This is a genomic window from Pasteurella testudinis DSM 23072 (assembly GCF_900176075.1).
Lineage (GTDB): Bacteria > Pseudomonadota > Gammaproteobacteria > Enterobacterales > Pasteurellaceae > Chelonobacter > Chelonobacter testudinis.
Map to the genome: position 1 here is coordinate 28,449 of NZ_FWWV01000068.1, position 25,617 is coordinate 54,065.

The 25,617-nt window shown below is 48.4% G+C and carries 20 protein-coding genes; 10 read left to right on the forward strand and 10 right to left on the reverse strand.

Annotated features, from left to right (window positions below):
• Positions 1-11 precede the first annotated feature (11 nt).
• Complete coding sequence (gene mglB / locus B8880_RS13400; protein WP_084258078.1) at positions 12-1,004, reverse strand: galactose/glucose ABC transporter substrate-binding protein MglB; 993 nt, start codon at positions 1,002-1,004, stop codon at positions 12-14.
• Positions 1,005-1,240: 236 nt separating this feature from the next.
• Positions 1,241-2,239 (reverse strand): substrate-binding domain-containing protein, encoded by a 999-nt coding sequence (locus tag B8880_RS13405; protein WP_084258079.1) that lies wholly within the window; start codon positions 2,237-2,239, stop codon positions 1,241-1,243.
• A 199-nt stretch (positions 2,240-2,438) separates the two neighbouring features.
• On the opposite strand from B8880_RS13405, the gene B8880_RS13410 reads away from it, so the two are divergent.
• The 4 genes from B8880_RS13410 to pepT all read left to right on the forward strand — a co-directional run bounded on the left by B8880_RS13410 (position 2,439) and on the right by pepT (position 7,171).
• Complete coding sequence (locus B8880_RS13410) at positions 2,439-3,491, forward strand: UDP-glucose--hexose-1-phosphate uridylyltransferase (RefSeq protein WP_084258080.1); 1,053 nt, start codon at positions 2,439-2,441, stop codon at positions 3,489-3,491.
• 15 nt (positions 3,492-3,506) lie between these two features.
• Positions 3,507-4,697 (forward strand): galactokinase, encoded by a 1,191-nt coding sequence (gene galK, locus B8880_RS13415; RefSeq protein ID WP_084258081.1) that lies wholly within the window; start codon positions 3,507-3,509, stop codon positions 4,695-4,697.
• On the forward strand, positions 4,694-5,743 hold the full coding sequence (gene galM, locus B8880_RS13420; RefSeq protein ID WP_084258082.1) for a galactose-1-epimerase: 1,050 nt from the start codon (positions 4,694-4,696) through the stop codon (positions 5,741-5,743). Before galK ends, galM begins: the two co-directional genes overlap by 4 nt.
• 192 nt (positions 5,744-5,935) lie before the next feature.
• Positions 5,936-7,171 carry a peptidase T gene (gene pepT / locus B8880_RS13425; RefSeq protein ID WP_084258083.1) on the forward strand — a complete coding sequence of 412 codons (1,236 nt, stop codon included), beginning with the start codon at positions 5,936-5,938 and terminating at the stop codon, positions 7,169-7,171.
• 85 nt (positions 7,172-7,256) lie between these two features.
• On the opposite strand, the gene B8880_RS13430 is transcribed toward pepT, so the two are convergent.
• A complete protein-coding gene (locus B8880_RS13430; protein WP_084258084.1) occupies positions 7,257-9,950 on the reverse strand; it encodes an MlaD family protein in 2,694 nt (897 codons plus the stop codon).
• Positions 9,919-11,226 carry a paraquat-inducible protein A gene (locus B8880_RS13435; protein WP_084258085.1) on the reverse strand — a complete coding sequence of 436 codons (1,308 nt, stop codon included), beginning with the start codon at positions 11,224-11,226 and terminating at the stop codon, positions 9,919-9,921. The genes B8880_RS13430 and B8880_RS13435 overlap by 32 nt, the downstream gene beginning before the upstream one ends.
• A gap of 362 nt (positions 11,227-11,588) precedes the next feature.
• Between B8880_RS13435 and proQ the strand changes: the two genes are divergently transcribed.
• Both proQ and prc read left to right on the forward strand, forming a co-directional pair.
• The gene (gene proQ / locus B8880_RS13440; protein WP_084258086.1) at positions 11,589-12,305 is read left to right on the forward strand and encodes an RNA chaperone ProQ; all 717 of its coding nucleotides are present in this window, start codon (positions 11,589-11,591) and stop codon (positions 12,303-12,305) included.
• Positions 12,306-12,431: 126 nt separating this feature from the next.
• On the forward strand, positions 12,432-14,462 hold the full coding sequence (prc, locus tag B8880_RS13445; protein ID WP_084258087.1) for a carboxy terminal-processing peptidase: 2,031 nt from the start codon (positions 12,432-12,434) through the stop codon (positions 14,460-14,462).
• Between the two features lie 137 nt (positions 14,463-14,599).
• On the opposite strand, the gene znuB is transcribed toward prc, so the two are convergent.
• Together znuB and znuC are read right to left on the reverse strand one after the other, a co-directional pair.
• Positions 14,600-15,385, reverse strand: coding sequence for a zinc ABC transporter permease subunit ZnuB (gene znuB, locus B8880_RS13450; RefSeq protein ID WP_084258088.1), 786 nt, complete (start codon positions 15,383-15,385; stop codon positions 14,600-14,602).
• An 11-nt stretch (positions 15,386-15,396) separates the two neighbouring features.
• Positions 15,397-16,191 (reverse strand): zinc ABC transporter ATP-binding protein ZnuC, encoded by a 795-nt coding sequence (gene znuC / locus B8880_RS13455; protein ID WP_084258089.1) that lies wholly within the window; start codon positions 16,189-16,191, stop codon positions 15,397-15,399.
• 388 nt (positions 16,192-16,579) lie between these two features.
• Here znuC and mepM point away from each other — a divergent pair, with 388 nt between their 5' ends.
• Positions 16,580-18,034: a murein DD-endopeptidase MepM gene (gene mepM, locus B8880_RS13460; RefSeq protein WP_084258090.1), complete on the forward strand. Its 1,455-nt coding sequence runs from the start codon at positions 16,580-16,582 to the stop codon at positions 18,032-18,034.
• A 102-nt stretch (positions 18,035-18,136) separates the two neighbouring features.
• On the opposite strand, the gene B8880_RS13465 is transcribed toward mepM, so the two are convergent.
• From B8880_RS13465 to B8880_RS13475, 3 genes are all read right to left on the reverse strand, one after another.
• The gene (locus B8880_RS13465) at positions 18,137-19,486 is read right to left on the reverse strand and encodes a GntP family permease (RefSeq protein ID WP_084258091.1); all 1,350 of its coding nucleotides are present in this window, start codon (positions 19,484-19,486) and stop codon (positions 18,137-18,139) included.
• A 188-nt stretch (positions 19,487-19,674) separates the two neighbouring features.
• Positions 19,675-20,181 carry a protein disulfide oxidoreductase gene (locus B8880_RS13470; protein WP_084258092.1) on the reverse strand — a complete coding sequence of 169 codons (507 nt, stop codon included), beginning with the start codon at positions 20,179-20,181 and terminating at the stop codon, positions 19,675-19,677.
• A gap of 7 nt (positions 20,182-20,188) precedes the next feature.
• A complete protein-coding gene (locus B8880_RS13475) occupies positions 20,189-21,013 on the reverse strand; it encodes a helix-turn-helix domain-containing protein (RefSeq protein ID WP_084258093.1) in 825 nt (274 codons plus the stop codon).
• Between the two features lie 158 nt (positions 21,014-21,171).
• Here B8880_RS13475 and B8880_RS13480 point away from each other — a divergent pair, with 158 nt between their 5' ends.
• Positions 21,172-22,014, forward strand: coding sequence for a cysteine hydrolase family protein (locus tag B8880_RS13480; protein ID WP_084258094.1), 843 nt, complete (start codon positions 21,172-21,174; stop codon positions 22,012-22,014).
• A 77-nt stretch (positions 22,015-22,091) separates the two neighbouring features.
• Here the strand turns inward: B8880_RS13480 and B8880_RS13485 are convergent, their stop codons facing one another.
• The gene (locus tag B8880_RS13485; protein ID WP_084258095.1) at positions 22,092-22,946 is read right to left on the reverse strand and encodes an SIS domain-containing protein; all 855 of its coding nucleotides are present in this window, start codon (positions 22,944-22,946) and stop codon (positions 22,092-22,094) included.
• A 132-nt stretch (positions 22,947-23,078) separates the two neighbouring features.
• On the opposite strand from B8880_RS13485, the gene murQ reads away from it, so the two are divergent.
• Both murQ and murP read left to right on the forward strand, forming a co-directional pair.
• Positions 23,079-23,999, forward strand: coding sequence for an N-acetylmuramic acid 6-phosphate etherase (gene murQ / locus B8880_RS13490; protein WP_084258096.1), 921 nt, complete (start codon positions 23,079-23,081; stop codon positions 23,997-23,999).
• Positions 24,000-24,020: 21 nt separating this feature from the next.
• Positions 24,021-25,448: a PTS N-acetylmuramic acid transporter subunit IIBC gene (gene murP / locus B8880_RS13495; RefSeq protein WP_084258097.1), complete on the forward strand. Its 1,428-nt coding sequence runs from the start codon at positions 24,021-24,023 to the stop codon at positions 25,446-25,448.
• Positions 25,449-25,617 lie beyond the last annotated feature (169 nt).

A 25,617-nucleotide genomic window follows, 5' to 3' on the forward strand; every position in this document is an offset into this window, starting at 1 on the left:
CAACATTGTCTTTATTTTAAGAAGTTTTCTAAGTTATCTTTGTCAACACCGACGTAAGGAATACGCACCACGCGGTTTTCCAGTTTCAAATCGGTTCCTTCGGTCGCCGCTTTGCCGTTAGCCAGATTATTGGATAATTGGATAACCGCTTTCGCTTGGTTGACGCCGTCATTCAATACTGTACCGGCAATCGCACCGGATTTGATCAACTGCAACACTTCCGGCAGCGCATCTACGCCGAACACCGGCAGGTTTTTACCGTGTGATTTCGCCGCTTCCAGCGCACCCATCGCCATACCGTCATTGTTGGAGATAATCATTTCGATATTGTTGGCTTGCGGACCGGACAACCAGGCATCGCTCTTATCTTTTGCCATTGCGGCGTCCCACATACCGGTGTCGACATACAGTTGTTCAGTGCCGATACCTTGGTTATTGATCTCTTCGATTACATATTTGGTACGGGCTTCCGCATCAGGGTGTCCCGGTTCGCCTTTCAGCAATACATATTGGATTTTGCCGTCTTTATTCAAATCCCAAGCCGCATTGTCTTTCCATTGCTTGGAAATCAATTCCCCTTGAATCACACCGGATTCTTTCGGATCGGTGCCGACATAGTAGGATTTTTCGTAGCTGTCGATCACCGCCTGACCCGGATCTTTATTGAAGAACACGACCGGAATATCATATTCGGAGGCTTTTTTGATGATAGTCGGCGCAGCGGCAGGGTCAACCAGATTGATTGCCAGCACTTTTACGCCTTTGGAAATTAACACGTCCACCTGATCGTTTTGAATGGATTGGGCGTTTTGTGAGTCGTTCATCAGCAACTCAATGTCTTTCAGCGCTTTTGCTTCTTTTTCAATTTCCTGACGCATGAGCGACATAAAGTTATCATCATATTTGTAAATTGTTACACCAACACGGTTTGCTGCTTGTGCAGAGGTTGCGGCAATACCGAATCCAACAGCCAATGCAATTGAAGTTAATACGGTTTTTTTCATGGTGTTCTCCATCTTTGCTATTAAAGATAAATGCCATCGGGCAATTGGGCAGCCAATAAATTATTGGCAGGGTTAACTGCAACCGATACGTAGAATATTATCTGCCAAAGCGCGATAACGTCAGGAGCAAGGATACGCAAGCAGAGCGAAAAAGTATGTGATCCTATTCACATTATGAAAACGATTACATGATTAAATTAAAAAATATGAGGCTTAGATCACAGTTTTAATCCGTATCAGATCGATTTTACCGAGAAACGCTTCACCAAAGTCGGATTAAAAGTGATATTTTCCGGAGACGCCACTTCCTTGTTGACTAGACTCAAAGCCAATTCTGCCGCATAACTCGCCATTAGATCAATGGGATAACGGATTGTAGTGAGTTTGGGAACCAAATAGCTGGCGATGGGCATATCGTCAAAGCCGATAATCGAGAATTGCTGCGGCACTTTAATATTGTTTTCATTCAGGATCGATAATGCACCGGCTGCCATGGAATCATTGTAACAAACCACCGCAGTCAAATTGGAATTGTAACTGAGCAGCTTGATCATGGCCTCTTCGCCGCCTTGGTAATCGGGCGAGGCATTGGCAATCGCGTGGTAACAAATAGTTAGCCGATTGTCGGATAACGCTTTTAAATAACCACACTTGCGTTCCGTTTCATCATTAATCTGATGATTTGAACCGATATAGCCGATATTGTTATGGCCATGTTGAATCAGCGTGGTTGTCGCCAAATAGGTTCCTTTTTCATTGTCCAGCGCAATGCAACGCTGCTCAAAACCGGGAATCGTGCGGTTGATGATTACCATGCCCGGATGGCGGGTCAGGTATTCTTGCAACACTTCGTCACTCAATGCCTTGGAATGGACGACTAAAGAGTTACAGCGTTTTTTCAACAATAAATCAATGGCTTGTTTTTCCTTTTCCGGATCATGATAGCCGATGCCAATCAAAATATTACGTTTATGTCGGGCAGCGACCTGATCAACGGATTTCACCAGAATGGCAAAAAACGAATCGGTTACATCAGTGACCACCACGCCAATCGTATCGTTGTTTTGCGAGGCGAGGGCTTGGGCGTTGGCGTTCGGGTAATAGCCTAACTGCTGAACCGCATTGAGCACGGCTTCACGGGTTTTATCGGCAATCGAGGGGTGCGCGTTCAAGACGCGCGATACCGTCGCCACGGATACATTAGCACATTTTGCCACATCACGAATCGTCACCATAAACTGTTTCCCCCATCGACTTTTATTGAAAACGTTTCCTATCATACGCTATTTTAAAAATTTTCAAGTACAATCCGCCAAATATTTAGGGGTTTTGTGATCTGATTAACGGTTTGTATCACTGGTTATGCTATATTTATCGCCAGACAATGTAAGCGATTACATGGTGGTTTTCTACTGATGATAAGGTGAAATAAAGATGACAGAGATAAAATTTGACGCGACGGAACACCCGCATAGACGTTACAACCCATTGAAAGACGAATGGATTTTGGTTTCTCCTCACCGAGCCAAACGCCCTTGGAGCGGACAAAACGAAAAACCGTCGGACAAGCAATTGCCGAGTTATGATGAAAACTGTTTCTTGTGTCCAGGCAACAAGCGCATATCGGGCGAAGTCAATCCCGATTATCAAGGCACTTACGTCTTTGCCAATGATTTTGCCGCATTAATGCCGGACAGTCCCGATGCGCCGACAAATGAGAATCCGCTGTTTCAAGTGATGGGCGTGCGCGGTTTGAGCCGTGTCATCTGTTTTGCGCCGGATCACAGCAAAACCCTGCCGGAGCTGAACGTCAGCGAAATCCGTGCGGTGGTGGATACATGGAATCAACAACTGGAAGAGTTGGGCAAAGATTATCTTTGGGTGCAAGCTTTCGAAAACAAAGGCGAGGCAATGGGCTGTTCGCAGCCGCACCCGCACGGACAAATTTGGGCAAACAGTTTTTTGCCGAATGAAATCGCCACTAAAGAGAGCAATCTGCTGAACTATTACCAACGGCACGGCAGCAATTTACTGTTGGATTATGTCAACGCCGAATTGCAAGACGGCAGCCGCACGGTGGTGGAAACCGAATTTTGGCTGGCAGTCGTGCCGTATTGGGCGGCGTGGCCGTTTGAAACCCTGTTACTGCCGAAAATGGCGGTGAAACGCATGAGCGAGTTGAACGAAGCGCAACGCGACGACTTGGCATTGGCGATTAAACGCCTGACCACCCGCTACGACAATCTGTTCGAATGCTCGTTCCCGTATTCGATGGGCTGGCACTATGCGCCGTATTTTAAAGACGGACGCAATCTGGATCACTGGCAGCTGCACGCGGCTTTCTATCCGCCGCTGTTGCGTTCCGCCACCATTCGCAAGTTTATGGTCGGCTATGAGATGCTGGCGGAAGCACAGCGCGATTTAACCGCCGAACAAGCCGCCGCACGCTTGGCACAGTTGAGCGATATTCACTATAAATTAAAATAAAAGGAGACTGCGAACATGACGTTACAACACTCGCTATTACCACCGCAACAACAAGCGCAAAAAGCGTTTATCGACCAATTTGAGTACGAGCCGCAGTTATTGGTGTACGCCCCCGGGCGGGTCAATATTATCGGCGAACATACCGATTATAACGACGGTTTTGTCATGCCGTGCGCAATTGACTACGGCACGGCGATTAGCGGCGCCAAAAGGGCGGACAGCATTTTCAGGGTTTACGCCAGCGACTTGCAACAATGGGACGAATTCGATTTAAGCCGACCGATTGAAGCGCACGCTAATGCCGACGGCGACTATAAATGGACCGGCTATGTGCGCGGCGTGGTGAAATATATTCAAGAAAAATGCCCTGAATTCACTACCGGTGCCGATCTGGCCATCAGCGGCAATGTACCGCTCTCTTCCGGTTTGAGTTCCTCTGCGGCGCTGGAAGTGGCAACCGGAAAATTCTGTCAGCTGTTGGGCGGCTTGGCGCTGAGCAACGTCGAAATCGCCTTAATTGGGCAAAAAGCCGAAAACCGTTTTGTCGGCTGCCAATGCGGCAATATGGATCAATTGATTTCCGCATTGGGGCAAAAAGATCATCTGCTGAAAATCGACTGCCGCAGTTTGGAAACCGAAGCCGTGCCCGTGCCGCAAGGCGTGGCGGTGATGATTGTCAACTCGCATGTCAAACACGATTTGGTTGCCGGAGAATACAACAGCCGTCGACAGCAGTGCGAGCAAGCCGCCGAATTTTTCGGCGTTAAAGCGCTGCGTGACGTGTCGATTGCGCAATTCGAGCAACATCAGGCAGAGCTGACCGCACTTGATCCGCTTGTCGCCAAACGGGCGAAACACATCGTTACGGAAAACCAACGGGTGCTTGATGCGGTCGAAGCGCTGAAAAGCGGCGATTTGCAGCGTGTCGGCGTATTAATGGGACAATCCCATGATTCGATGCGTGACGATTTTGAAATCACCGTGCCGGAAATCGATTATTTGGTGGAACTGGCGCAGCAGGCGATCGGCGACAGTGGCGGCGCACGCATGACCGGTGGCGGTTTCGGCGGCTGTATCGTTGCGTTGGCGCCGGAAGAGAAAATCGAAGCGGTGCGCAAAAATATTGCCGATCATTATGAAAAACGTACTGGCTTAAAAGAAACGTTTTATGTCTGTCATGCTTCGGAAGGAGTTTGCGTGCTATGATCAGCATTAAACGTGAAGAGGTTGCGCCGGACGGCAAGCCGTTTCAAGTGGTTGAAATCAGCAATGCGAACGGCATGAAAATCCGCCTCAGCGATTGGGGAGCCACTTGGCTCTCTTGTCGGATACCGGTCAAACAGCAGCTGCGGGAAGTGGTTTTGGGCTGCGAAAGCGTGGCGCAACACATTGCCCAAAGCGCTTATTTGGGCGCCAGTGTCGGACGCTTTGCCAATCGCATTGCCAATGCCGAATTTATCCTAAACGGCAAACGTTATTCGCTCGATGCCAATCAGCAGGGCAAACACCAGCTGCATGGCGGCAGCTCGGGTTTTGCGCAGCAACGCTGGACGATAACCGATCAACAGCATGACAGCGTGCAGTTCAGCCTGTTTTCTGCTGACGGCGATCAAGGGTTTCCCGGCAATGTGGACGCCAAAGTGCGGTTTGGCCTGCGTGCGGATAATGCGGTGCTGGTGGAATACAGCGCGCTGAGCGATCAAGACACGCCGTTAAACCTGACCAACCATGCCTATTTCAATCTCGACGGCGAAAGTGCGGATCAAAGCATTTTGCAGCATCGTTTAAAGCTCCAAGCGGATTATTATTTACCGGTCGATAACGCAGGCATTCCGAATGCGCCGTTAAAAAGAGTTGAAAACAGCGGTTTTGATTTCCGCCAAACCAAACTGATCGCACAGGATTTTTTGCAAGACCAAGATCAAAAAACCGTCGCCGGTTACGATCACGCTTTCTTGCTCGCCAGTCAGGGGATCGGCGCTGAAGCGCAAGCGGAGCTGATCTCCGGCAACGGTGATCTCAGCCTGAAAGTGTTTACCGATCAACCGGCGATTCAGGTTTACAGCGGCAACTTCCTTGCCGGCACGCCAAACCGCACTTGCGGCGTTTATGCCAACCACGCCGGCATTGCCCTCGAAACCCAAGCCCTGCCCGACACCCCGAATCACCCTGAATGGTTCAAATACGGCGGCATCAGCAAAGCCGGCGAGCCGTATAAGAAAACCACGCTGTTTTTGTTTGCAAGCCGTTAACCGCCTGCCGACCGCACTTTGTTGTAAAATCGACCAAGTGCGGTTTCACCTCCAGCGTTGATAAAGCAAGGGTAATAACGCCATAGATTTCTGTTTTCCGCGCAGAAAGTGAAAAAAAATTGTTATCGATCATAACCTGAATAGACAAAGGCGAATACAATCGAACAATAAAATATCAGGAGGGAGAACTATATGGCAACGACATTTCAGCAACGGGAGACATTGCTAAACCGATTTTTTAGCTATATCGCGTTTGACACCCAGTCCAGACCCGATGCGCAGAAATCGCCCAGTTCAATCGGACAGCTGCGTTTGGCGGAGCAGTTGGTTGAAGAGTTGGAACAGCTGGGTTTAGCCGAGATCAAACTCAGCCGCTACGGCATTGTGACCGCACTTTTGCCCTCGAATTGCGGCAGTAAAAAAACGATCGGTTTTATTGCGCATTTGGATACTTCGCCGCAAATGAGCGGTAAAAACGTCAAAGCCGAATTGATTCAAGAGTATCGCGGCGGTGATATTGCCTTAGGCAAGGGCGATGATTATATCAGTCCGGTCGATTACCATTTTCTCCGGCAACTGGTCGGTGATTCGCTGATTGTGACCGACGGCAACACCTTGCTTGGTGCCGATAATAAAGCCGGTATTGCCGAGATTATGACCGCACTTGAGCAGTTGATTGACAGCAAAATGCCGCACGCCAATATTCGGCTGGCATTCACGCCTGACGAGGAGATCGGTTTGGGCATGGATTTTTTCCCGTTTGCCGATTTTGCCTGTGATTGGGCCTACACCATTGATGGTGGCGAATTGGGCGAATTACAGGTTGAGAATTTTAATGCCGCCGGCGTACAAATTCTGATTCAAGGGCGTTCCGCGCACCCGGGAGAAGCCAAAGATAAAATGATCAATGCGTTGGCGCTGGCTTGTGATTTTCATCAATATTTGCCGAAAGACGAGGTGCCGGAAAAAACAGCCGGACGGGAAGGTTTTTTCCATTTGGATAAAATCGAAGGCGATGTCGAACAGGTACGAATGCACTACTTGATCCGCGAATTTGATGCGCAACGCTTTAAAATACGCAAGCAGCAATTTCACCAATGGGCGGAAGAATTTGCCGATAAACACGGATTACAGCAACGGTTCCATTGCGAAATCACGGATAATTACAAAAATATGTATGAGGTGATCAGCAAGGTTCCGCAAGCATTGGAATTAGCCAAGAACGCCATGCGCGATTGCGGTATCACACCGTTGGAAAAACCGATTCGCGGCGGCACGGACGGGGCAAAGTTGGCGATCATGGGCATTGCTTGTCCGAATATTTTCACCGGCGGCTATAATTTTCACAGTAAATATGAATTAGCCAGCGTGCAAAGTATGCAAAGTGCGGTTGATGTGATTGTTAAAATTGCGGTTTTGGCGGCTTAGATTTAGGTATTGAAAGTGCGGTAACAAGCAAGGTCTGTAACAACGAGGGCGGAATAAAATCCGCCCTCGCTTTACACTACGTCAGTTAATAAGCGCCCTGGTTCCAAAATTTGGAATCTTCCGGCAGTTTTTGTTGCAACAAGAAACGCTGTCTGGCTTTGGCCGCTGGTTGCACTATTTGGCCGGACGGCGTGCCGAAAGTGATACCGCCTTTCAGGAACTGCTGAACGCTGCCGGTTTCAAAGGCGAAGCCTTGCAAGCCGAAGCCGAAGCTGTAGCCCGACGTGATCCAGAATTCTGAATTCTGCCGCACCAGATGTTTGTATTTGTCGCCGATAAGGATATCGACCAATACGCGATCGCCCAATTCGTTCAAGCGCATTCTTTGCACCAGTCCGACCTCGATTCCGCGATATTGCACCGGTGAACCTTCGGTTAAATTGAAAGCACTGGACGTTTCCAACACCAGCGGCAGACCGTTGGCGAATTTGGCGGCATTGCTGATCTCTTTGATTAAACGAAAGGTTTTTGCCGTTTCACCGTTGCCGACATTGACATCGATGTAGGGCTGCAACAAACTGTCGAGATTTTCGATCGCGCCGGCCGAAATTTGCGGTGACACCAAACGGAAGCTGCTGCCTTTTTTGCTGATTAAGCCGTAATAATTCGGTTGAATCAGCGCCTTGCTGACAATGCGTTGGTTGTTTTTATCAATCTCAATTGACACCACTTCGCCGATCGTGATGCCCATATAGCGAATCGGCATACCGCGGCTTAGATCCTTGGCGTCGCTTGAGGTCAGGGTGATTTCGTTGCCAACCGAACGGGCAGCGGTTTCATTGTTGTAGAGGCGGGTATTTTTGTTGGCCGCGCCAAAATTCTCAAAACTGATCGCGCCTTTCAGGGTGCGCATAATCGGCGCTGCTTGAATGCTGACCCCTTTCGGACCGATGTCCACTTGCGCCGCACTTTCGCTCCAGAATTTGCTGCGGTCGGTCAATAAATTGCGGTATTGGCTGTTGATGAAAACATCAATCTGAAAATCTTTATCCGTCGGGCGTACGGCAATGATTTGTCCGACCGGATACTGTTTATACAGCACTAACGAACCGTTTTCAATGCCCGGCAACACCGGTGAGCTTAAGACGATGGTCGGTTGCAGATTGTCGCCGGTGATGCCGGCTTCGGCGCTGCCGATGTCTTTATACAGCGGATATTGCGCTAACGGTTTGGCATTTCCCGATTTTTTAGCACCCTGCTTGTTTGCCAAAATGCGGATACCGCCTTGCAGCCATTTCTCAGGAGAAGCCGCTTCGAATTGAATGCCGTCCACCCCGATGTTGACGTTTAAATTCGAGGCGGCGATAAATTTGGTATCGGCATAGATTAAGTGGCGATATTCTTCGGCAATCGCAATTTGAAACTCAACGCCGTCAACGGAAACAGTGCGCTTGGCGATTTCGCCGATCCGAATGCCGTTATAGAAAATTCCTTGCCCGACATTGACGTTATAGGTTTCCGGCGCGGTCAGCCTGATCACCAGCGTATCCGGCAGACTTAGCAGCAATTCAGATTGGGTGAGAACCGTAAATTCGGTTTGCAGCTCGCCATCGCCGGCGACCAGATTAAAATACGGGCCTGCCAACAGTTTTTCCAGATTATTTAAATTATCTGAATTCAAACTGTTTTCGTTAATCACAATTTGGCTGCCGCTACGCAGTAAATTGCGCATATTTTCATTGACCAGCAGTTTTCCGCGCACCGTATTTTTGACTTCGCTTTCAACATTGGCATCTAAAGCGGAAAGCGTACCGATTTTGAAGTTTTCATAGTACAGCGGTGTGCTGTTGATTCTCAAACCGCGGATATTCGGCAATGTAATATCGATCTCAATGCCGCGTTGTGCCGATTTTTCATCTTGATACAATGTGTAACTGTCGCCGCTGACCGCACTTTGGCTGTCGTCGGGCGAGTCAAACGACACGCCACCGATCACCAGTGACGTCAGGCTGTCCATATCCACCGAAATCCCGCTTAAGCTGATGTCGGTTTGCAGCCCGCTGCTGTTCCAAAAGCGCGAATCTTTTTTCACCAAGTGGCTATAGGACTTGTTGATGACCACATCAATTTCCACTTTTTTCTTGTCTTCCAAAAAGCGGTAATCGGAAATACTGCCGACCGGAATTTTGCGGTAATTGACCGAAGCACCGGCAGAAATTGAACCCAAATTGTCAGCGAGCAAGTGAATTAAAATATCCCCTTCGTCCATTTGTGCCATCGGCCCTTCCGATTCGGCGATAAATTCGTCGGCACTGTCGCCGTCGCCCGGTGCCAGCGTGATGTAGTTGCCTGACACCAGCGCATCTAAACCGGAGATACCGGCAAGAGAGGCGCTTGGTTGCACCAACCAGAAGCGAGTATTTTCGCGCAAGACGGTTTTGGCTTCCGGATTAATGCTGGCGGTGACCATAATTTGTTTCAAATCTTCGGTAAATTTGACCTTTCTGACCACACCGATCTGCAAGCCTTGATAACGAATCGGGGTTTTGTCCGCCGTAATGCCGGCACCGTTGGTAAAGTAGATGGTGATACTTTCCCCTTGTTCGTCCAAAATTCGGGCAAAGAGCGTCAAACCGATGATCAAAGCGACAATCGGCAATAACCAGAAAGGGGAAATACTTTTCAAACGCCGCACGGTAGCATTTTGCACCTTAGGCGGCGCATTGTGATCAGTTTTCTGAGGCTGATTATTTTGTGGGTTGGTTACGTTGTTTGTCATAGAGTTTCCAAAGTAAACGGCTGTCAAATTGCTCGGCGGCAATCATGGTCAGAAAAACGGCGGCACCGAAATAAAATGCGGCAGGGCCGACTGAAAAGTTGATAAGCTGCCCGCGCGTCACCAGCGACATCATCAGTGAGAGCACGAATAAATCCAGCATTGACCAGCGGCCGACAAAGTGCACCAAATGCAGAATTTTCATCTTGCGTTCGATATTGCCGGCGTTTTGGCGGTGTACGCTGATCAGCAGATAAAACATGGCCATGATTTTGCTGAGCGGCACAAAAATACTGGCGACAAAAACCACAAAGGCAACAAAATAACTGCCCATGCCGATAAATGAAATCACGCCGGAAATCAAGGTGTCGCCGCTCGGCACACCGTTGAGGTAAATATAGGAAATCGGCAGCAGATTAGCCGGAATCAACATGATGATACCGGCGATTAGCGCCGCCCAGGTGCGTTGCAATTTACTGTTGTCATCGATATCCAGCAACGATTCGCAGCGCGGGCAGTAATGCCGTCCTTTGCTGTCAAGGGTACGCTGTTGCAGCGGGAAAGTATAATTACAGCAATGGCAGTGGGTCAATTCTTGCGGTTTTTGCTGTTTGTTCAACGTCGGGTAACTGAATTGCGGATAGAATTCGTTCCATAACGCCAACGGATTAATTTTGATAAACAGCAGTGTGGTTAAAAGTGCGGTAAACACAAATGCCAAAAAATAGATATCAATCGTCAGCGTGGCATATTCGCGCACTTTGAAGGCGGCAACGCCCAGACTGACCAGATAAACGTCGAGCATCACCCACGGTTTGATGTAGCCGAGCATCAGCAACAAGTTGCGCGGGCGGTGTTTAAAATGTTTGGCGATCCATAAAAACAGCACCAGCGTGGCAAAGCACAGCGGCATGATAATGGCGCACAGCAGCACCATAAATGCGGTATACACATCGTTATTGGTGGCGATTTTCCAAGCGCCTTCCCACACCGAAGCATAAACGGGCACACCCAGCAAATCAATGCTGAGTAATGGAAAGGTGAAGGCAAACGGCATCAAAATCAGGATCGAGATGGCGATAATCGCACAGCGTTTCAAGCTCCAACGGCTGCCCGAACGCAGCTCGGCGTTACACTGCGGGCAGCAGGCAACCTGCCGTGCATGCAAGCGCGGCACATTTACCAGCGTATCGCATTCATCACAACGCAGCAGATGGTTGTTGGAAACCCGTGATAAGATTTTGATAATGATTTTTCCTGTAAAAAATGCGTATGACATCACATTGAGCCCGAGCGGCTCGCCGCATAAAACGCCGTCGGCATACTATATTGAATGGCTGATTATAGGGCAAAATAACCTTTCATTCCATACTGCGTTTCGTTCTATACTGAGTTGCGGCTGTATATTTGTTCCGGCATAAAATTTTATGTTGTCGGAGAGCTGGATATTTCAGGAAAAGCGCTTTAATTGTGATAATTAAGCAACGCTCGGGCAAGATCAATGGATAAAAGTGCGGTTTATGTTGTCAAGCAATCAAAAATTAAGCTAGACTATGCCCCTATCATTTTGGTTTTTTGTCCGCATTTTAATTTCTTGTGCGCATAAAAATTTGATACCACGATTCGGGAATGTGTAATTTCATGACAGAACAACAAGCAGAACAACAAAATACAGAACAACAAAAATTGAGCAACAGCAAAGAGGTTATTGCTTACCTTGCAGAGAAGTTTCCGCTCTGTTTCAGTTTGGAAGGGGAAGCCAAACCGCTGAAAATCGGTATTTTCCAAGAGTTGGCAACCGCACTTGAAAATGACGAGCGGGTCAGTAAAACCCAGCTTCGCCATGCGTTGCGCCAATATACCTCAAACTGGCGTTATCTGCACGGCTGTAAAACCGGTGCGGAACGGGTGGATTTAAACGGCAATGCCTGCGGCGTGTTGGAGCAGGAGCATGCCGATCACGCTGCTGAACAATTGCAGCAAGCCAAAGCAAAAGTGGCGGAAAGAAAAGCGCAAATGCGCGCAGCGCTAAAAGCGAAAAATGCCGAGAAAAACACCTCGGAAAAAGCGGGCGCAAACAACAGAAAGGCTACAGGCACAAAAACGCAGCGCCATGCCAAACCGGCAGTAAAAGGAAAAAGAGCGGTTGGCAGTGAGAACAAACCTCGCGCGGCGGCCGTCAATCTGACGCCTGTCAGTATCGAGACATTACAGAAAGGACAACAGGTCAAGGTTAAATTAGCCGAAAAAGCCAATCGCGCCACCGTTTTGGATGTGTTGAAAGATACTGCCAGAGTGCAACTGCAAAGCGGTATCATGATGAATGTTGCATTTGAACATTTATATAATGCAGAATAATCCATTAATCTTGATTAGTTAAACGCCGGAACATCGTACTTTGCTTAAAGTGCGGTGTTCTATTCATTTCGGGCGTACATTAAAGAGTAGATTAACCATTAACAGCTTCTATTTTAGGAATTGAGAATGAAGATAAATAAATTACCATCGGGTTTGTTTGCCGTATTGTTGGCTTCGTTAACATTCACGGCGCAACCTGTGCAAGCGGTAAAACCCAATCTTAAATATGAAGAGATTACGTTGCCGCAACCGGGGGAAACGCAATCAACGGCAGCCAAACGCGTCACTGCCCGTTTAACTCAGTCGCATTACAGTAAATTTACACTTGATCAGGCTTTTTTAGAAAAAGTCTTTACCCGCTATCTGAATTTTTTGGATTATAACCACAATACGTTTTTACAAAGCGATGTTGATCAATTGCGTGCGCAAGCGGCAAACGGTTTGCAGCAAAGTTTGTATTCCGGTGAGCTAGGGTTGGCTTACACCGCCTACGAATTAATGACCAAACGCCGTTATGAACGTTATGCTTACTTGCTTTCGCTATTAGATAAAGAGCCGGATTTGAGCGCAGACGATCAGATTGAGATCGATCGTTCCAAAATGACCACTTGGCCAAGTGATAGTGCGGAGTTGGATAAATTATGGTTGCAGCGTTTTAAAAACGATGTCATTACCGAACGCTTGAAAGGCACAAAATGGTCCGACATCAAGAAAAAATTGACCAAACGCTATAATTTGGCGATTTTGCGTTTGAACCAAACCCGTGCCGACGACATCTCACAACTGTTTTTAAATGCCTTTGCACGCGAAATCGATCCGCATACCAGCTATTTGTCACCACGCAATGCCAAAAGCTTTACCGAAGATATGAACCTTTCTTTGGAAGGCATTGGCGCGACTTTGCAGTCGGAAGACGATGAAACCACGATTAAATCCTTGGTTCCAGGCGCACCGGCGGAACGCAGTAAAAAATTGGCGGCAGGCGATAAAATCGTCGGGGTCGGTCAGGGCGCGAAAGGGGAGATCGAAGATGTGGTCGGTTGGCGTTTAGATGATGTGGTTGACAAGATCAAAGGTAAAAAAGGCACGACCGTCCGTCTGGAAATCGAACCGGCAAAAGGCGGAAAAACCAAAATTATCAGCTTGGTACGCGATCAAGTGCGGATCGAAGACAATGCGGCGAAACTGGAAGTGAATCAGGTCGACGGAAAAACCATCGGCGTGATTAAAATTCCGAGTTTCTATATCGGTTTGAGCGACGATGTACGCAAATTATTGGATCAGGCAAAAGAGAAAAATACCCAAGCGCTGATTATTGATTTGCGCGAAAACGGCGGCGGCGCGTTGACGGAAGCGGTGGCATTGAGCGGTTTGTTTATTTCCGACGGTCCGGTGGTGCAGGTGCGTGATGCGTATAACCGTATCCGTATTCATCAGGATCCGGACAGCGCACAGGTTTATCAAGGGCCGTTATTGGTGATGATCAACCGCTACAGCGCCTCGGCTTCCGAAATTTTTGCCGCGGCAATTCAGGATTATCAACGAGGCATTATTTTGGGGCAGCAGACCTTTGGTAAAGGCACGGTGCAACAAAGCCGACCGCTGAATTTTGTGTATGATATGGATCAGTCGCCGTTAGGCTTTATCCAATATACCATTCAGAAATTCTACCGTATCAATGGCGGCAGCACCCAAATTAAAGGAGTCGAGCCGGATATTACATTTCCGGCGATCATAGATGCGGAAAAGAGCGGTGAAAGCAGTGAAGACAATGCGTTGCCTTGGGATAAAGTGCCAGCGGCGAATTATACCGTTATGCCGTCCCAGCAAGCCGCGATCAGCTATCTGACGCCGTTACATCAAAAACGTATGACCGAAGAGCGCGAGTTTATTGTTTTAGAACGTAATTTACAGATCCAAAAAGCTTGGGCTGATCGTAAGTTTTTATCTTTAAATCTGAAACAACGCCAACAGGAAAATCGTGAAGACGAGCAACGCCGTTTGAAAGATTTAAATGAACGTTTCAAAGCGGAAGGTAAAAAACCGTTAAAAAATATCGATGATTTGCCGAAAGACTACGAAGCGCCGGATTTCTATATCCGTGAAGCGGAAAAAGTGGCGGCGGATTATGTCACGTTTTTAAACGGCAGGCATTAATCAACAGCGATTGATAAAGGCCGATTGACAAGCCGCAGTTGGTCATTGAACACAAGCCCGCTATTGTATACGAATGACGATAGCGGGTTTTGCTTTATCTGTTATGGGGTTATTCTGCCGTGATGCTATTCGTGATGCTATTGTTGTTGCGATTTAAACAGCGATAACATAAATAGCATGGAGGCGGCGATAACAATCGACGGGCCGGCCGGCGTGTCGTAAAGTGCGGATAACCCCAAGCCCAAGCTAATAGCAACGCAGCTGATAACATAACCGATCATCACCATTTGTTCCGGTGTTTTGGCAAAGCGGCGTGCGGTGGCGGCGGGGATAATCAACAACGAGGTGATAATCAGTGCGCCGACGAATTTCATGCTCAAGGCAATGGTAAGTGCGGTCATCAGCATTAAAATCATCTGCATTTTGCGGGTGTTGATCCCTTCGATCTGTGCCAATTCGGCGCTGATGGTGGTGGCGAGCAGCGGCTTCCACAAGCGGAGCAAAATCAGCAGCACAATCGCCGCACCGGCGATGACCCAATAGAGATCGGCGTAATCCACCGCTAAGATATCGCCGAACAGATAAGAGATCAGATCGACCCGCACATTATCCATTAACGCAATCGCAACCACGCCGAGTGAAAGTGAGCTGTGAGCGATAATGCCGAGCAGGGTGTCGGCAGAGAAGGCGGTATAATTTTCCAGCCAGACCAACAGGCAGGCAAGTAGCAATACAATAATAATCACCGCAAAATAGGGATTGACCTCAAGCAATAATCCCAATGCCACGCCCAAGAGCGAAGCGTGGGACAGCGTGTCGCCGAAATAGGACATCTTGCGCCATACCACGAATGCGCCCAATGGCGCACTGAGCAGGGACAGAATCATACCGCAAAGCCAGGCGGGCAGTAAAATATCAAACATGAGCGGGTTTCCTATTGGTGAGTATGGTGGCAGTCGCTGGCGGCAGACTCCGCACTGCAACAAACATCACCATGTAAATTATGTTTATGATTGTGGTGATGGGTGTACAAGGCAAAATTCTGTGCGAACTGATCGCCGAAATAGTGGATAAAATCAGGGTGTTCCGACACCGTTTCCGGAGTGCCGGCACAGCAAAGATGTTGGTTGATGCACAACACTTGATCGGTATTTGCCATCACCAAGTGCAGATCATGGGAAACCATCAAAACAGCACAATTGAGCCGGTTTTTGCTTTCGTTGATTAATTGGTACAGCTCAGCCTGTCCGCTGAGATCAACACCTTGTACCGGCTCGTCCAAAACCAGCAATTCCGGTTGATTGAGCAATGCCCTCGCGAGCAGAACCCGCTGCATTTCACCGCCGGAGAGCTTGTGCATGCTGTTATCGGCCAAGCGTTGGATCGAGAGCCGTTGCAGGATTTCATTCAGCTGTTCGGCTTGCAGATTCTGTTTTAAAGATAAGAATTTTTTCACCGTCAGCGGCAAAGTCGGATCCAAATGAATTTTTTGCGGAACATAGCCGATCCGCAGTTTGGTTTTTGCCGTGACCGATCCGTGCGTGGGGGGAATCAGTTTTAGCAGGACTTTTAATAGTGTCGATTTGCCGCCGCCGTTCGGACCGACAATGGTAGTGACCGAGTTGGGGTAGAGCTTCAAATTGATATTGTTCAAAACAGTCTTGGAATCAAAATTGACGCTGATATTTTTCAGTTCGATAAGTGCTTGTTGCGCGCTGTTAATCACCATGATCTGCCTTTGCCGAGATGAACGGAGGAGTTGCCGTAAAAGATTGCAGAATATCTGATTTTACGTTTGGGTACAATAGCCACGAGTTATCTCACTGCCGTTAAATAAGACGGACTAAAAAGAGAATGGTTGTAATTGTTGTTTTAATCGGCAAACGGCTATTTTTGTGAGAACTTTTTAAACCTTTCGTCTGTCCTATAACCAGACCCAGCTGTTGGGTGTCGGGCGTTTGCTGTATGATAAGGGCTTAAGCAGGAATTTAAAATTAGATGTCGATAAAGAATTCGTTAGAGTGAAAAGTGTTATTTTAGCCAGAGAAAGAAAAAGACGTGCGCGCAATCGGAAATTATTGTTTTTGACAATATTCGCCCTGTTGTGGGGCGTAGCCATGTATTTTATTTTTCCAAGCCACGATCACGAACAACAGCAACAAGTGGCGGAGTATCTGCAACCGGCACTGAGTGACGATTCCGCTTATCAAACGATAGATCAAACAATCGCACCGCACGAAACGCCTCAAACCGAACAGCCTCAACCGTCGGCAGAACAAGCGGCAACGGATAGCGCTCAAGCCCCTGCAATAACAGAGGGAGATAGTGCCAAATCCGTAGTCGAAGAAGATCCGAACGCCACGTCCTACCATGATGATTTGAGCGCACAAGACGACGAAGTCGAACCCGGCTCGGTTAGCGACGACGCAACGGACGGGGAAGATAGCGAATATTTGCCGGAGGAAGCGCAAAGTGCGCTGGATATTTTATTAGACGTTGCCGATCAGGCTTGGCGGATTAATAACCAGTTTAGTGAAACCGTGGTTGGCGGTCAGCAACTGAAAGACATTTTGGATCAATCCGGTTTGGAGCCGTCGGTCAGCACCGCCTTGATTAAATCCTTTCCGGAATTGAAAAATCTAAAAGCCGGACAGCAGTTTTATTGGATTTTGAATAAAGACGATCAATTGCAGTATATGAATTGGTTGGTATCGGATAAAGAAGAGCGGATTTACGAACGGCAGGCAGACGGCAGCTATAAACAGCAGGTGCTGAAAAAGAAAAGCGTTTGGAAAACCGAAGTGATTAAGGGGCAGATTCAGGGATCGTTTTCCAACAGTCTCAGCCGTCACGGTGTTTCCGCACGCCAGATCAACCAATTGGCAACCGCACTACAGTGGCAAGTCAGCATGAAAAGCCTGCGTAAAGGCGATAAATTTGCGATTTTGATGGATCGCGAATATCTGGGCGATAAACTGACCGGACAAGCGCGGGTCGATGCGATTCATATCATTCGCGGCGGTAAGAGTTATTATGCGATTCAAGCGGCGAACGGCGCTTATTTTAACGTCAACGGCGAAACCTTGGGACGCGGTTTTGCCCGCTATCCTTTGACTCGCCAGCCGAAAATCTCTTCGCATTTCAATCCGGCGCGTCGCCATCCGGTGACCGGCAGGGTGACACCGCATAGAGGGGTCGATTTCTCCATTCCGGTCGGCACACCGATTATCGCACCGTCAGACGGGGAAGTGATTAAAGTGGCGTATCAAGCCAATGGTGCCGGACGTTATATCGTGTTGCAGCACGGACGTAATTATAAAACCGTGTATATGCACCTCAGTCGCGCATTGGTCAAACCGGGGCAGAAAGTGAAGCGCGGTGAACGCATCGCTCTTTCCGGCAATACCGGCCGTTCCACCGGACCGCACTTGCACTATGAGTTCCATATTAACGATCGTCCGGTGAACCCGATGACGGTCAAACTGCCGGGCAACAACACCGGCTTGCCGGCGAAAGAACGCAAAGCGTTTTTGGCGAAATCGAAAGAAGTGGTCAGGAAGTTGAAGTTATAGTGAAAAAATAGACCCCGTAGCTGCGGGGTTTTTATTGTGCAAAGAAAAGGATTTTTCAAATCGAAGTTGACCGCACTTTGAAAGTGCGGTCAGAGAGGGCGGTTATAGTAAAACCCAAGCCAAAATAGCGACGATGACAATCGTGACTAATCCCTGCACCAGGGTTGCCATGGTTTGCGATTTATAGGCGGTTTCGACGTCCATTTCGCTAAATTCGGCAACGACCCAGAAGAAGCTGTCGTTGGCGTGCGAAACCGTCATCGCACCGGCACCGATTGCCATAATGGTTAAGACGGAACCGATGGCGCTGTCCAAGCCGAGCGCCGGCAGTAACGGGTAAAGAATGGTCGAAGTGACCACAAGTGCGGTAGTGGACGAACCTTGAGCGGTTTTTAAGGCGGCGGCGATAATAAACGGCACCAAAATACCCAAGCTCATGCCTTGCAACACCGAACCGAGGTAGTCGCCGATACCGCTGGCTTTTAATACGCCGCCCAAAGCGCCACCGGCAGCGGTGATAATTAAAATACTACCCGAATCTTTCACCCCTTGTCCGATCCAGTCGGTTAATGTGGTTTTGCTCCATTCCGGCAGTAAGCGGGCGGCAAAGAATAAACCGATTAAAAGTGCGGTCACCGGCTCGCCGATAAAATAGAAGCATTTTAAGACCAGATTATCCACGCCGACAAACAGCAGTTTCAGCAACGAGGCAAAGGCGATCAAGCCGATTGGCACCACAATCGGTAAGAAGGCGTTCAAGGTGGACGGAATCTGTTTATACAGGGCTTGAATCTCTTCATCATCCGCCAATTTCGGTAGATCGTCTTGTGCACAGCGATAACGTTTGCCTGCCCACTCGGCATAGACATAACCGGCAGCGGCAGCAAACAGGGCAATAACCAGCCCGAACAGAATCACCAAACCTAAGTTATCGACGTGTAAATTACCGGCGGCGGCAATCGGACCGGGTGTCGGCGGCACTAGCGTGTGGGTGGCGTACAAACCGGTTGCCAAAGCAACCGACATCGCCACCGCGGATTTTCCGGTTTGCCGAATCAGGGATTTTTTCAGCGACGACAAAATAACAAAACCGGAGTCGCAGAAAACCGGAATAGAGACGATATAGCCGATAATGCTCATCGCCAAGACCGGACGCTGGCGCCCGATTTTGCTCAACACAAAATCCGCCATTGCAATGGCAGCACCGGTTTTTTCCAAAATCGTGCCGATAATCGTACCAAGCACAATCACGATTCCGATATACGCCAAAATACCGCCGAAACCGGTGGTGATGGTTTTCACCGTATCGGCAATCGGCACGCCAGAGAGCAGCGCAATCGCATATGCGGTGAGTAACAGCGCAATGAAAGGGTGTAATTTGTATTTTGCGGTGGAAATAACGATAAACAGAATACCCGCAATCAAGAGAATAACCAGTCCGAAACCACTCATAAAAACCTCCCGTCAGTTTATAGGGAATTCATTTGATGACCTCTTATAGCCTGTTGGATACAGCCTACCGTATTAAAGTATCAAGGTTTTATTTTTTGAACAGTGTTTGTTGGCAGATTTGCGATAAGCTTCAAATTCTTTTTATCAAAACCACTTATGCTTTTTATTAAAACCACTTATGCTTCTTATTAAAACCACTTAGCCAGCCACAACCGCACTTTGATGCCCCAGTAGCTGCTTAAACCGCTGGTGGAAAATTCCATTTTGCCTTGATCAAAAATGATAATGGTCGGCGTGACAGCCACTTGCCATTGGGCGGCAATGTCTCCGCTTGGATCATTGACGGTCGTGAATTGGTAATCATGTTCGGTGAGATAAGCCTGTACCGTGTTTTTATCGCCGGAATGCAAGGCAACGGTGGCGACCGGCACGCCTTCTTTGGCAAGGCTGTCGATTGCCGGCGAAGTATAGCGGCAGTAACCGCACCAAGTTCCCCAAAAATAGAGAACGGCCGGGCGATCTTGGCTCAGTTGCCCTAAAAAGAACGGTTGGTGTTGCAGATCGTAAAGTGCGGTGCTGTCGGCATTATTCGGAACTTCGGGCTTGCGCAGCCAGTCGATGATCACACTTATCACAATCAAGGTTAAAAACAGGGAAATGCCATTTTTGGCGATTTTTTTATAAGGAATTTTCATCGGGCGGTTAACTCTCTTTGTATTGGGCAAGCCATTTGAGCGGTGACATGCCGATTTTGGCGGTAAAAACACGGCTGAAGGCGCTGGCATATTGATAGCCGACCTCTTCCGCCACAAGTGCGATCGGCGTGCCGGTGCGCATTTTACGCTGCGCCAGAGTCAGCCGCCACTGGATCAGATAATCCATCGCGGAAACGCCCAAAACTTTCTTGAAATAGGCGGCGAAATTGGAGCGCGACATTGCCGCCAGTTCCGCCATTTCGTCCAGCTGCCACGGGTGTGCAGGATTTTGATGAAGTGCGGTCAGCAGGCGGCTTAATTTAGCGTCGCTCAAACCGTTTAAAAAACCGGTGGTCAATTGCTGTTTTTCCAGACCGTAACGAATAATCCGAATCAAAAAATAGCTGCATAAATGGTGAATCGCAATCGGTTTGCCCAGTTTTTCCGCCTGATATTCCTGATACACCGCCTGCCCGATAGTCAGCAATTCGGGGCAGTGGCTCAACGGCATAATCACACATTCGTCCAGCGCCTGATTGAGCGGATTCTTGACGCCTTCGCCAAAATCAAAGCTGATGCAAGAGACGGTGATTCCCTGCTCATCAAGCGGGTTAAGCCGGTGTAATGTGCTGTTCGGGCAGAAAATCATGCAGGGTTCGTCGATGCGTTTTTGGCGGGAATTACTCAGCACCAGATTAAATGCGCCGGCATGGACGATATGCAAATAGCTTTTATTCGGTTCGTTAAATTCGCCGATTCGGCATAGCAGGCTGCTGAAAAAAAGATCACTTCTGAAATTAAAGCGAGCAAAAAATTCCGTCAAAGAATCCATTTGTTTCCTCGGTTAAAAAATCCGGACGATCAGTTAATTTGCTGTGTAACGGTTTTCTTATACTACCCCCGAAGCAACAAACAAGGGATATTTCAGCAATGCGGTTGAAGTATTCTTAAATGTTCAGTTTGAATAGTCAACTAAAAGGAGTGATTCTGATGAGTAATGAGAAGAAAACGCAACAAATTGATACAACACGTCGTCAAGTGTTGGGCAGAGGTTCGCAAATCGCGATGGCGGCAACGGCATTGGGCGCAATGGGCTTAAGTGCGGTTGCTTCCGCCAAAGAGGGCAAAGCGGCGGATCCGTATGCCGAGCCGGAACAATACGGCATGCCGCGTCACGGTATGAAACTGGATAAAAAACGGGTTGCGTTGGTGGTGGTTGATCCGCAAATTGATTTCTTAAGCCCGAAAGGAATCAGCTGGGGTGTGATGGGCGAAAGCATTACCCGCAACAACACAGTGCCGAATATCGAAAGCCTGTTCAAAGCCGCCAAAGCGGTGGATATTCCGGTGATTGTATCGCCGCACTATTACTATCCGCAGGATCACAGCTGGAAATTCGGCGGTCCGGGCGAACATTTCATGCACGATAGCGGTATGTTTGCGCGTAAAGGGCAATACACCTTGGAAGGCTTTGAAGGTTCCGGTGCGGATTTTATGGAGGAGTACAAACCGTATATCTATGACGGCAAAACCATTATCGCCAATCCGCATAAAGTATTCGGTCCGGAAACCAACGACGTGGTGCTGCAATTGCGCAAACAAGGCGTGGATCAAGTGATCTTAGCGGGGATGGCGGCGAATCTGTGTATCGAATCGCACTTGCGCGAATTTATCGAACAAGGTTTTGAAGTGACCGTTGTCAAAGACGCCACCGCCGGACCGAAAATTCCGGAAGGCGACGGCTATCTGGCGGCATTGATCAATTTCCGCCTGATCGCTAATGATTTATGGACCACGACGGAAACCGTGAAAAAACTGGGTGTTACGATTTAATTTCGCTAGCCTTTTTACTTAACCCCGACAACCGCACTTTTAAGATCATCTTTTTGATGGCAAAAGTGCGGTTTTTTTTATTCGGATAAGCGGGCAACCAATCGTTTGCTTTGTTGAATTTGCGTCAGTGCCGTTTGCTGGTTTTGTTGCACCAATCCCATAAACAGCAGATCGGTAATCGCGTGTTGCGCGGTGCGCGAGGCAATCGACGAGCTGCGGTATAACGCTTCGTCGGCAATGGAAAACAGCAGTTGATCGGCCAAGGGGTGCAGCGGGTTAAAGGTCGCCGATGTCAACGCAATAATCGGTGTCTGCCGCGCTTTGGCGGTTTCAACCGCCAATAACAACTCTTTCTTTTGCCCCGAAAAAGAGATCACAAACAACAAATCTTGCGGCGTTAATGTTTGGCTCAGCACCAGTTGGGCGTGCGTATCCATTTCGGTTAACGCTGTGATCGAAATTTTATTCAATTTATAGGCGAAATCTTTGGCGACCAGCGCCGAATTGCCGATGCCGATCAGCAGAATTTTTTTGGCTTGGTTCAGCTGCGACAAAACCTGTTGCAGGGTCTTCAGGGAATTAATCCGGTAAGTTTCTTGCAACGCCTGTTGCTTTTCTTGAAAAAGTTTTTCGGCGACGGTTGTCAGACTGTCCTCGGCGCCGATGTCGTCATGCAGTTTGAGGCTCTTTTCTAACGTATGGTTTAACGCCAAATCTTCACTGAGCGCCACCCTGAACTCGGTGTAGGAGCGTACGCCCAATTTTTGGCTGAATTTGATAATGGCAGATTGGCTGACGCCGACCGCTTGCGCCAATTTGGTGGAGGGAAGATTTTTGACTTGCAGGCTGTGCTGCAAAATAAATTCGGCAATTTTCCGTTCCGTTTTGGAGTAACTGTTTAGTGAATACTCGATTTTATTTAAAAAACCCATATCTACCTCACAAAAAGAATAAATAATTCTTTATTTTTTATAATTTTGGAATAAGTTAGTTTAAAGTGCGTTTTTAGTCAATCATTAATATCCGTTTTCGCGTTATCAAGCGGCACTGGCAAAGGAGATTGTATGCAGGAAGTTCTTAACCGGTTAATCACCGAAAGCCGCAATCCGCTATCGGCGGAAATCGACCGTTTATCCACCACAGAAATTTTGCAGCTGATCAATCGCGAAGATCAAACGGTCGCACAGGCGGTTGCAACCCAGATCGCAAACATTGCACAGGCTGTTGACCATATTGTCAGCGCATTTCGGCAGGGCGGCAGGCTGATTTATTTAGGCGCCGGCACGTCCGGACGATTAGGGATTCTCGATGCCAGCGAATGTCCGCCGACCTATGGCACGGATCCGCAGCAGGTGATCGGCTTGATTGCCGGCGGCAAAAGTGCGGTTTTTAGTGCGGTGGAAAACGCGGAAGATAATCGCCAAGCGGCAATTGAAGATCTGCAAGGGATTAGATTGCACCAACATGATGTCTTGGTCGGTATTGCGGCAAGCGGCCGCACGCCCTATGTGCTGGGTGGCATCGAATACGCTGAAAAAATAGGCTGTGTCACGGTCGGCATTGCCTGTAATCCCGATTCGCCGTTATTGCAACGGGCAGCCATTGCGATTTGTGTGGCGGTCGGCGCCGAAGTAGTGACCGGCTCGTCGCGCATGAAAGCGGGTACGGCGCAAAAGTTGGTGTTAAACATGTTGACTACCGCCGCGATGATTCGTAGCGGTAAAGTGTTTGGTAACTTGATGGTGGACGTGCAGGCGAGCAACCATAAATTGGTCGAACGGCAAAAGAATATCGTCATGCAGGCGACCGGTTGTGAAAAATCACGAGCGGAACAAGCGCTTAAAGCAAGCAAGCAGCAGTGTAAAACGGCGATCCTGATGATTCTGACCGATTTGTCCGCTGATGACGCGAAGCACTTGCTGGCACAACATAACGGGTTTATTCGACAAGCGTTAAGTGCGCATTTCCAACGGAATGGCTTTTAACAGTATCAATAGGAGTTCATGATGGCAGAGATAAACAAACATTTTATTTCACAAGTTGTAACACTGCTCGGCGGCGCTGCCAATATCGCTTCGGTCGGGAATTGTATGACGCGTTTGCGCTTGAAAGTCAATCAGGCACAAGAGGTGGATATAGCAGAATTGAAACGCTTGGACGGTGTTTTGGGCGTGGTCAATATGCAGGATCAGGTGCAAATTATCTTGGGGCCGGGTAAGGCGGGAAAGGCTGCGGAACTCTGCACGGCGTATCTACGGGAAAATGCGGCAGTTGGTGATTTAAAAGAGATTGCACAAAGCCACAAACAGCAGTTAAAACAGCAACAAACCGGCGGAATGCACCAATTTTTAAGCAAATTCGCCACGATTTTTACCCCATTGATTCCGGGGTTTATCGGCGCAGGCTTGTTGTTGGGTATCGGCACGTTACTGGAACAATCTTTTGTCGCCGGTGTTGAAAATCCGAATGCTACGCTGGTTGCGCTGATCGGCTATCTGAAAGTCTTCAGCAAAGGTCTGTTCAGCTTTTTAAGCATTATGATCGGCTACAATGCCGCGAAAGCATTCGGCGGCAGCGGCGTAAACGGTGCGATTATCGCTTCGTTTTTTATCCTCGGTTATAATCCGGAAGCGACCAAGGGGATCTATTCCGGCATGAGCACATTTTTCGGGCTGGAAATTGATCCGCGCGGCAATATTATCGGCGTGCTGATTGCCGCGATTATCGGGGCGAAAGTCGAACAATGGGTACGAAAATTTGTGCCGGATAATTTGGATATGCTGCTGACCTCGACCGTAACGCTGCTGATTATGGGCGCATTTACCTTTTTGTTGATCATGCCGGTCGGAGTGGTATTGTTTAACGCAATGTCATGGTTGTTCAGTCACTTAAACGGCAATCCGTTCGGCAGTGCGGTGCTGGCAGGGCTGTTTTTGTTGTCGGTGATGTTCGGCATTCATCAGGGCTTTGTGCCGGTCTATTTTGCCTTGGTAGAAACCCAAGGATTCAACGCGCTGTTTCCGATTTTGGCAATGGCAGGCGCAGGGCAAGTCGGCGCAGCCATTGCACTATATACCATGGCAAACAAACATTCGCTCTTGCGTGCGCAAATCAAAGGTGCGATTTTACCCGGCTTTCTCGGTATTGGCGAACCGTTGATTTACGGGGTCACGTTGCCGCGGGTCAAGCCGTTTATCACTGCCTGTATCGGCGGTGCGGCAGGGGGTTTTGTGATTGGGCTGATTGCCTATTTGGGCTTCCCGATGGGCTTAAACAGTGTATTCGGGCCGTCAGGGCTGTTGGCAATCCCGTTATTAACCGGTCCGAACGGTGTATTCGGCGCAATAGCGATTTATCTGCTCGGCACGTTAACGGCCTATGGCGTTGGTTTTTTAACCACTTACTTTTTTGCCAAAGAGGTGGACTTGAGCTGATAGCTTGAAACGGCGAAAGTGCGGTTTGTGATCTGATCCCAAACCGCACTTTCATTCCCCTTTGTCAGTTGCCGCTTTTATTTATTCCGTTTTTAAATCAATCAATTGCTGTTTTTGCGATCTCGCTCGTAAAAACAGCTGACCGCACTTTGTATTTTTCCCCGTTTTT

Coding starts and splice junctions, on each gene's coding strand:
- mglB (WP_084258078.1), bottom strand. CDS start 1,004: ATGAAAAAAACCGTATTAACTTCAATTGCATTGGCTGTTGGATTCGGT.
- B8880_RS13405 (WP_084258079.1), bottom strand. CDS start 2,239: ATGGTGACGATTCGTGATGTGGCAAAATGTGCTAATGTATCCGTGGCG.
- B8880_RS13410 (WP_084258080.1), top strand. CDS start 2,439: ATGACAGAGATAAAATTTGACGCGACGGAACACCCGCATAGACGTTAC.
- galK (WP_084258081.1), top strand. CDS start 3,507: ATGACGTTACAACACTCGCTATTACCACCGCAACAACAAGCGCAAAAA.
- galM (WP_084258082.1), top strand. CDS start 4,694: ATGATCAGCATTAAACGTGAAGAGGTTGCGCCGGACGGCAAGCCGTTT.
- pepT (WP_084258083.1), top strand. CDS start 5,936: ATGGCAACGACATTTCAGCAACGGGAGACATTGCTAAACCGATTTTTT.
- B8880_RS13430 (WP_084258084.1), bottom strand. CDS start 9,950: ATGACAAACAACGTAACCAACCCACAAAATAATCAGCCTCAGAAAACT.
- B8880_RS13435 (WP_084258085.1), bottom strand. CDS start 11,226: ATGTCATACGCATTTTTTACAGGAAAAATCATTATCAAAATCTTATCA.
- proQ (WP_084258086.1), top strand. CDS start 11,589: ATGACAGAACAACAAGCAGAACAACAAAATACAGAACAACAAAAATTG.
- prc (WP_084258087.1), top strand. CDS start 12,432: ATGAAGATAAATAAATTACCATCGGGTTTGTTTGCCGTATTGTTGGCT.
- znuB (WP_084258088.1), bottom strand. CDS start 15,385: ATGTTTGATATTTTACTGCCCGCCTGGCTTTGCGGTATGATTCTGTCC.
- znuC (WP_084258089.1), bottom strand. CDS start 16,191: ATGGTGATTAACAGCGCGCAACAAGCACTTATCGAACTGAAAAATATC.
- mepM (WP_084258090.1), top strand. CDS start 16,580: ATGTATTTTATTTTTCCAAGCCACGATCACGAACAACAGCAACAAGTG.
- B8880_RS13465 (WP_084258091.1), bottom strand. CDS start 19,486: ATGAGTGGTTTCGGACTGGTTATTCTCTTGATTGCGGGTATTCTGTTT.
- B8880_RS13470 (WP_084258092.1), bottom strand. CDS start 20,181: ATGAAAATTCCTTATAAAAAAATCGCCAAAAATGGCATTTCCCTGTTT.
- B8880_RS13475 (WP_084258093.1), bottom strand. CDS start 21,013: ATGGATTCTTTGACGGAATTTTTTGCTCGCTTTAATTTCAGAAGTGAT.
- B8880_RS13480 (WP_084258094.1), top strand. CDS start 21,172: ATGAGTAATGAGAAGAAAACGCAACAAATTGATACAACACGTCGTCAA.
- B8880_RS13485 (WP_084258095.1), bottom strand. CDS start 22,946: ATGGGTTTTTTAAATAAAATCGAGTATTCACTAAACAGTTACTCCAAA.
- murQ (WP_084258096.1), top strand. CDS start 23,079: ATGCAGGAAGTTCTTAACCGGTTAATCACCGAAAGCCGCAATCCGCTA.
- murP (WP_084258097.1), top strand. CDS start 24,021: ATGGCAGAGATAAACAAACATTTTATTTCACAAGTTGTAACACTGCTC.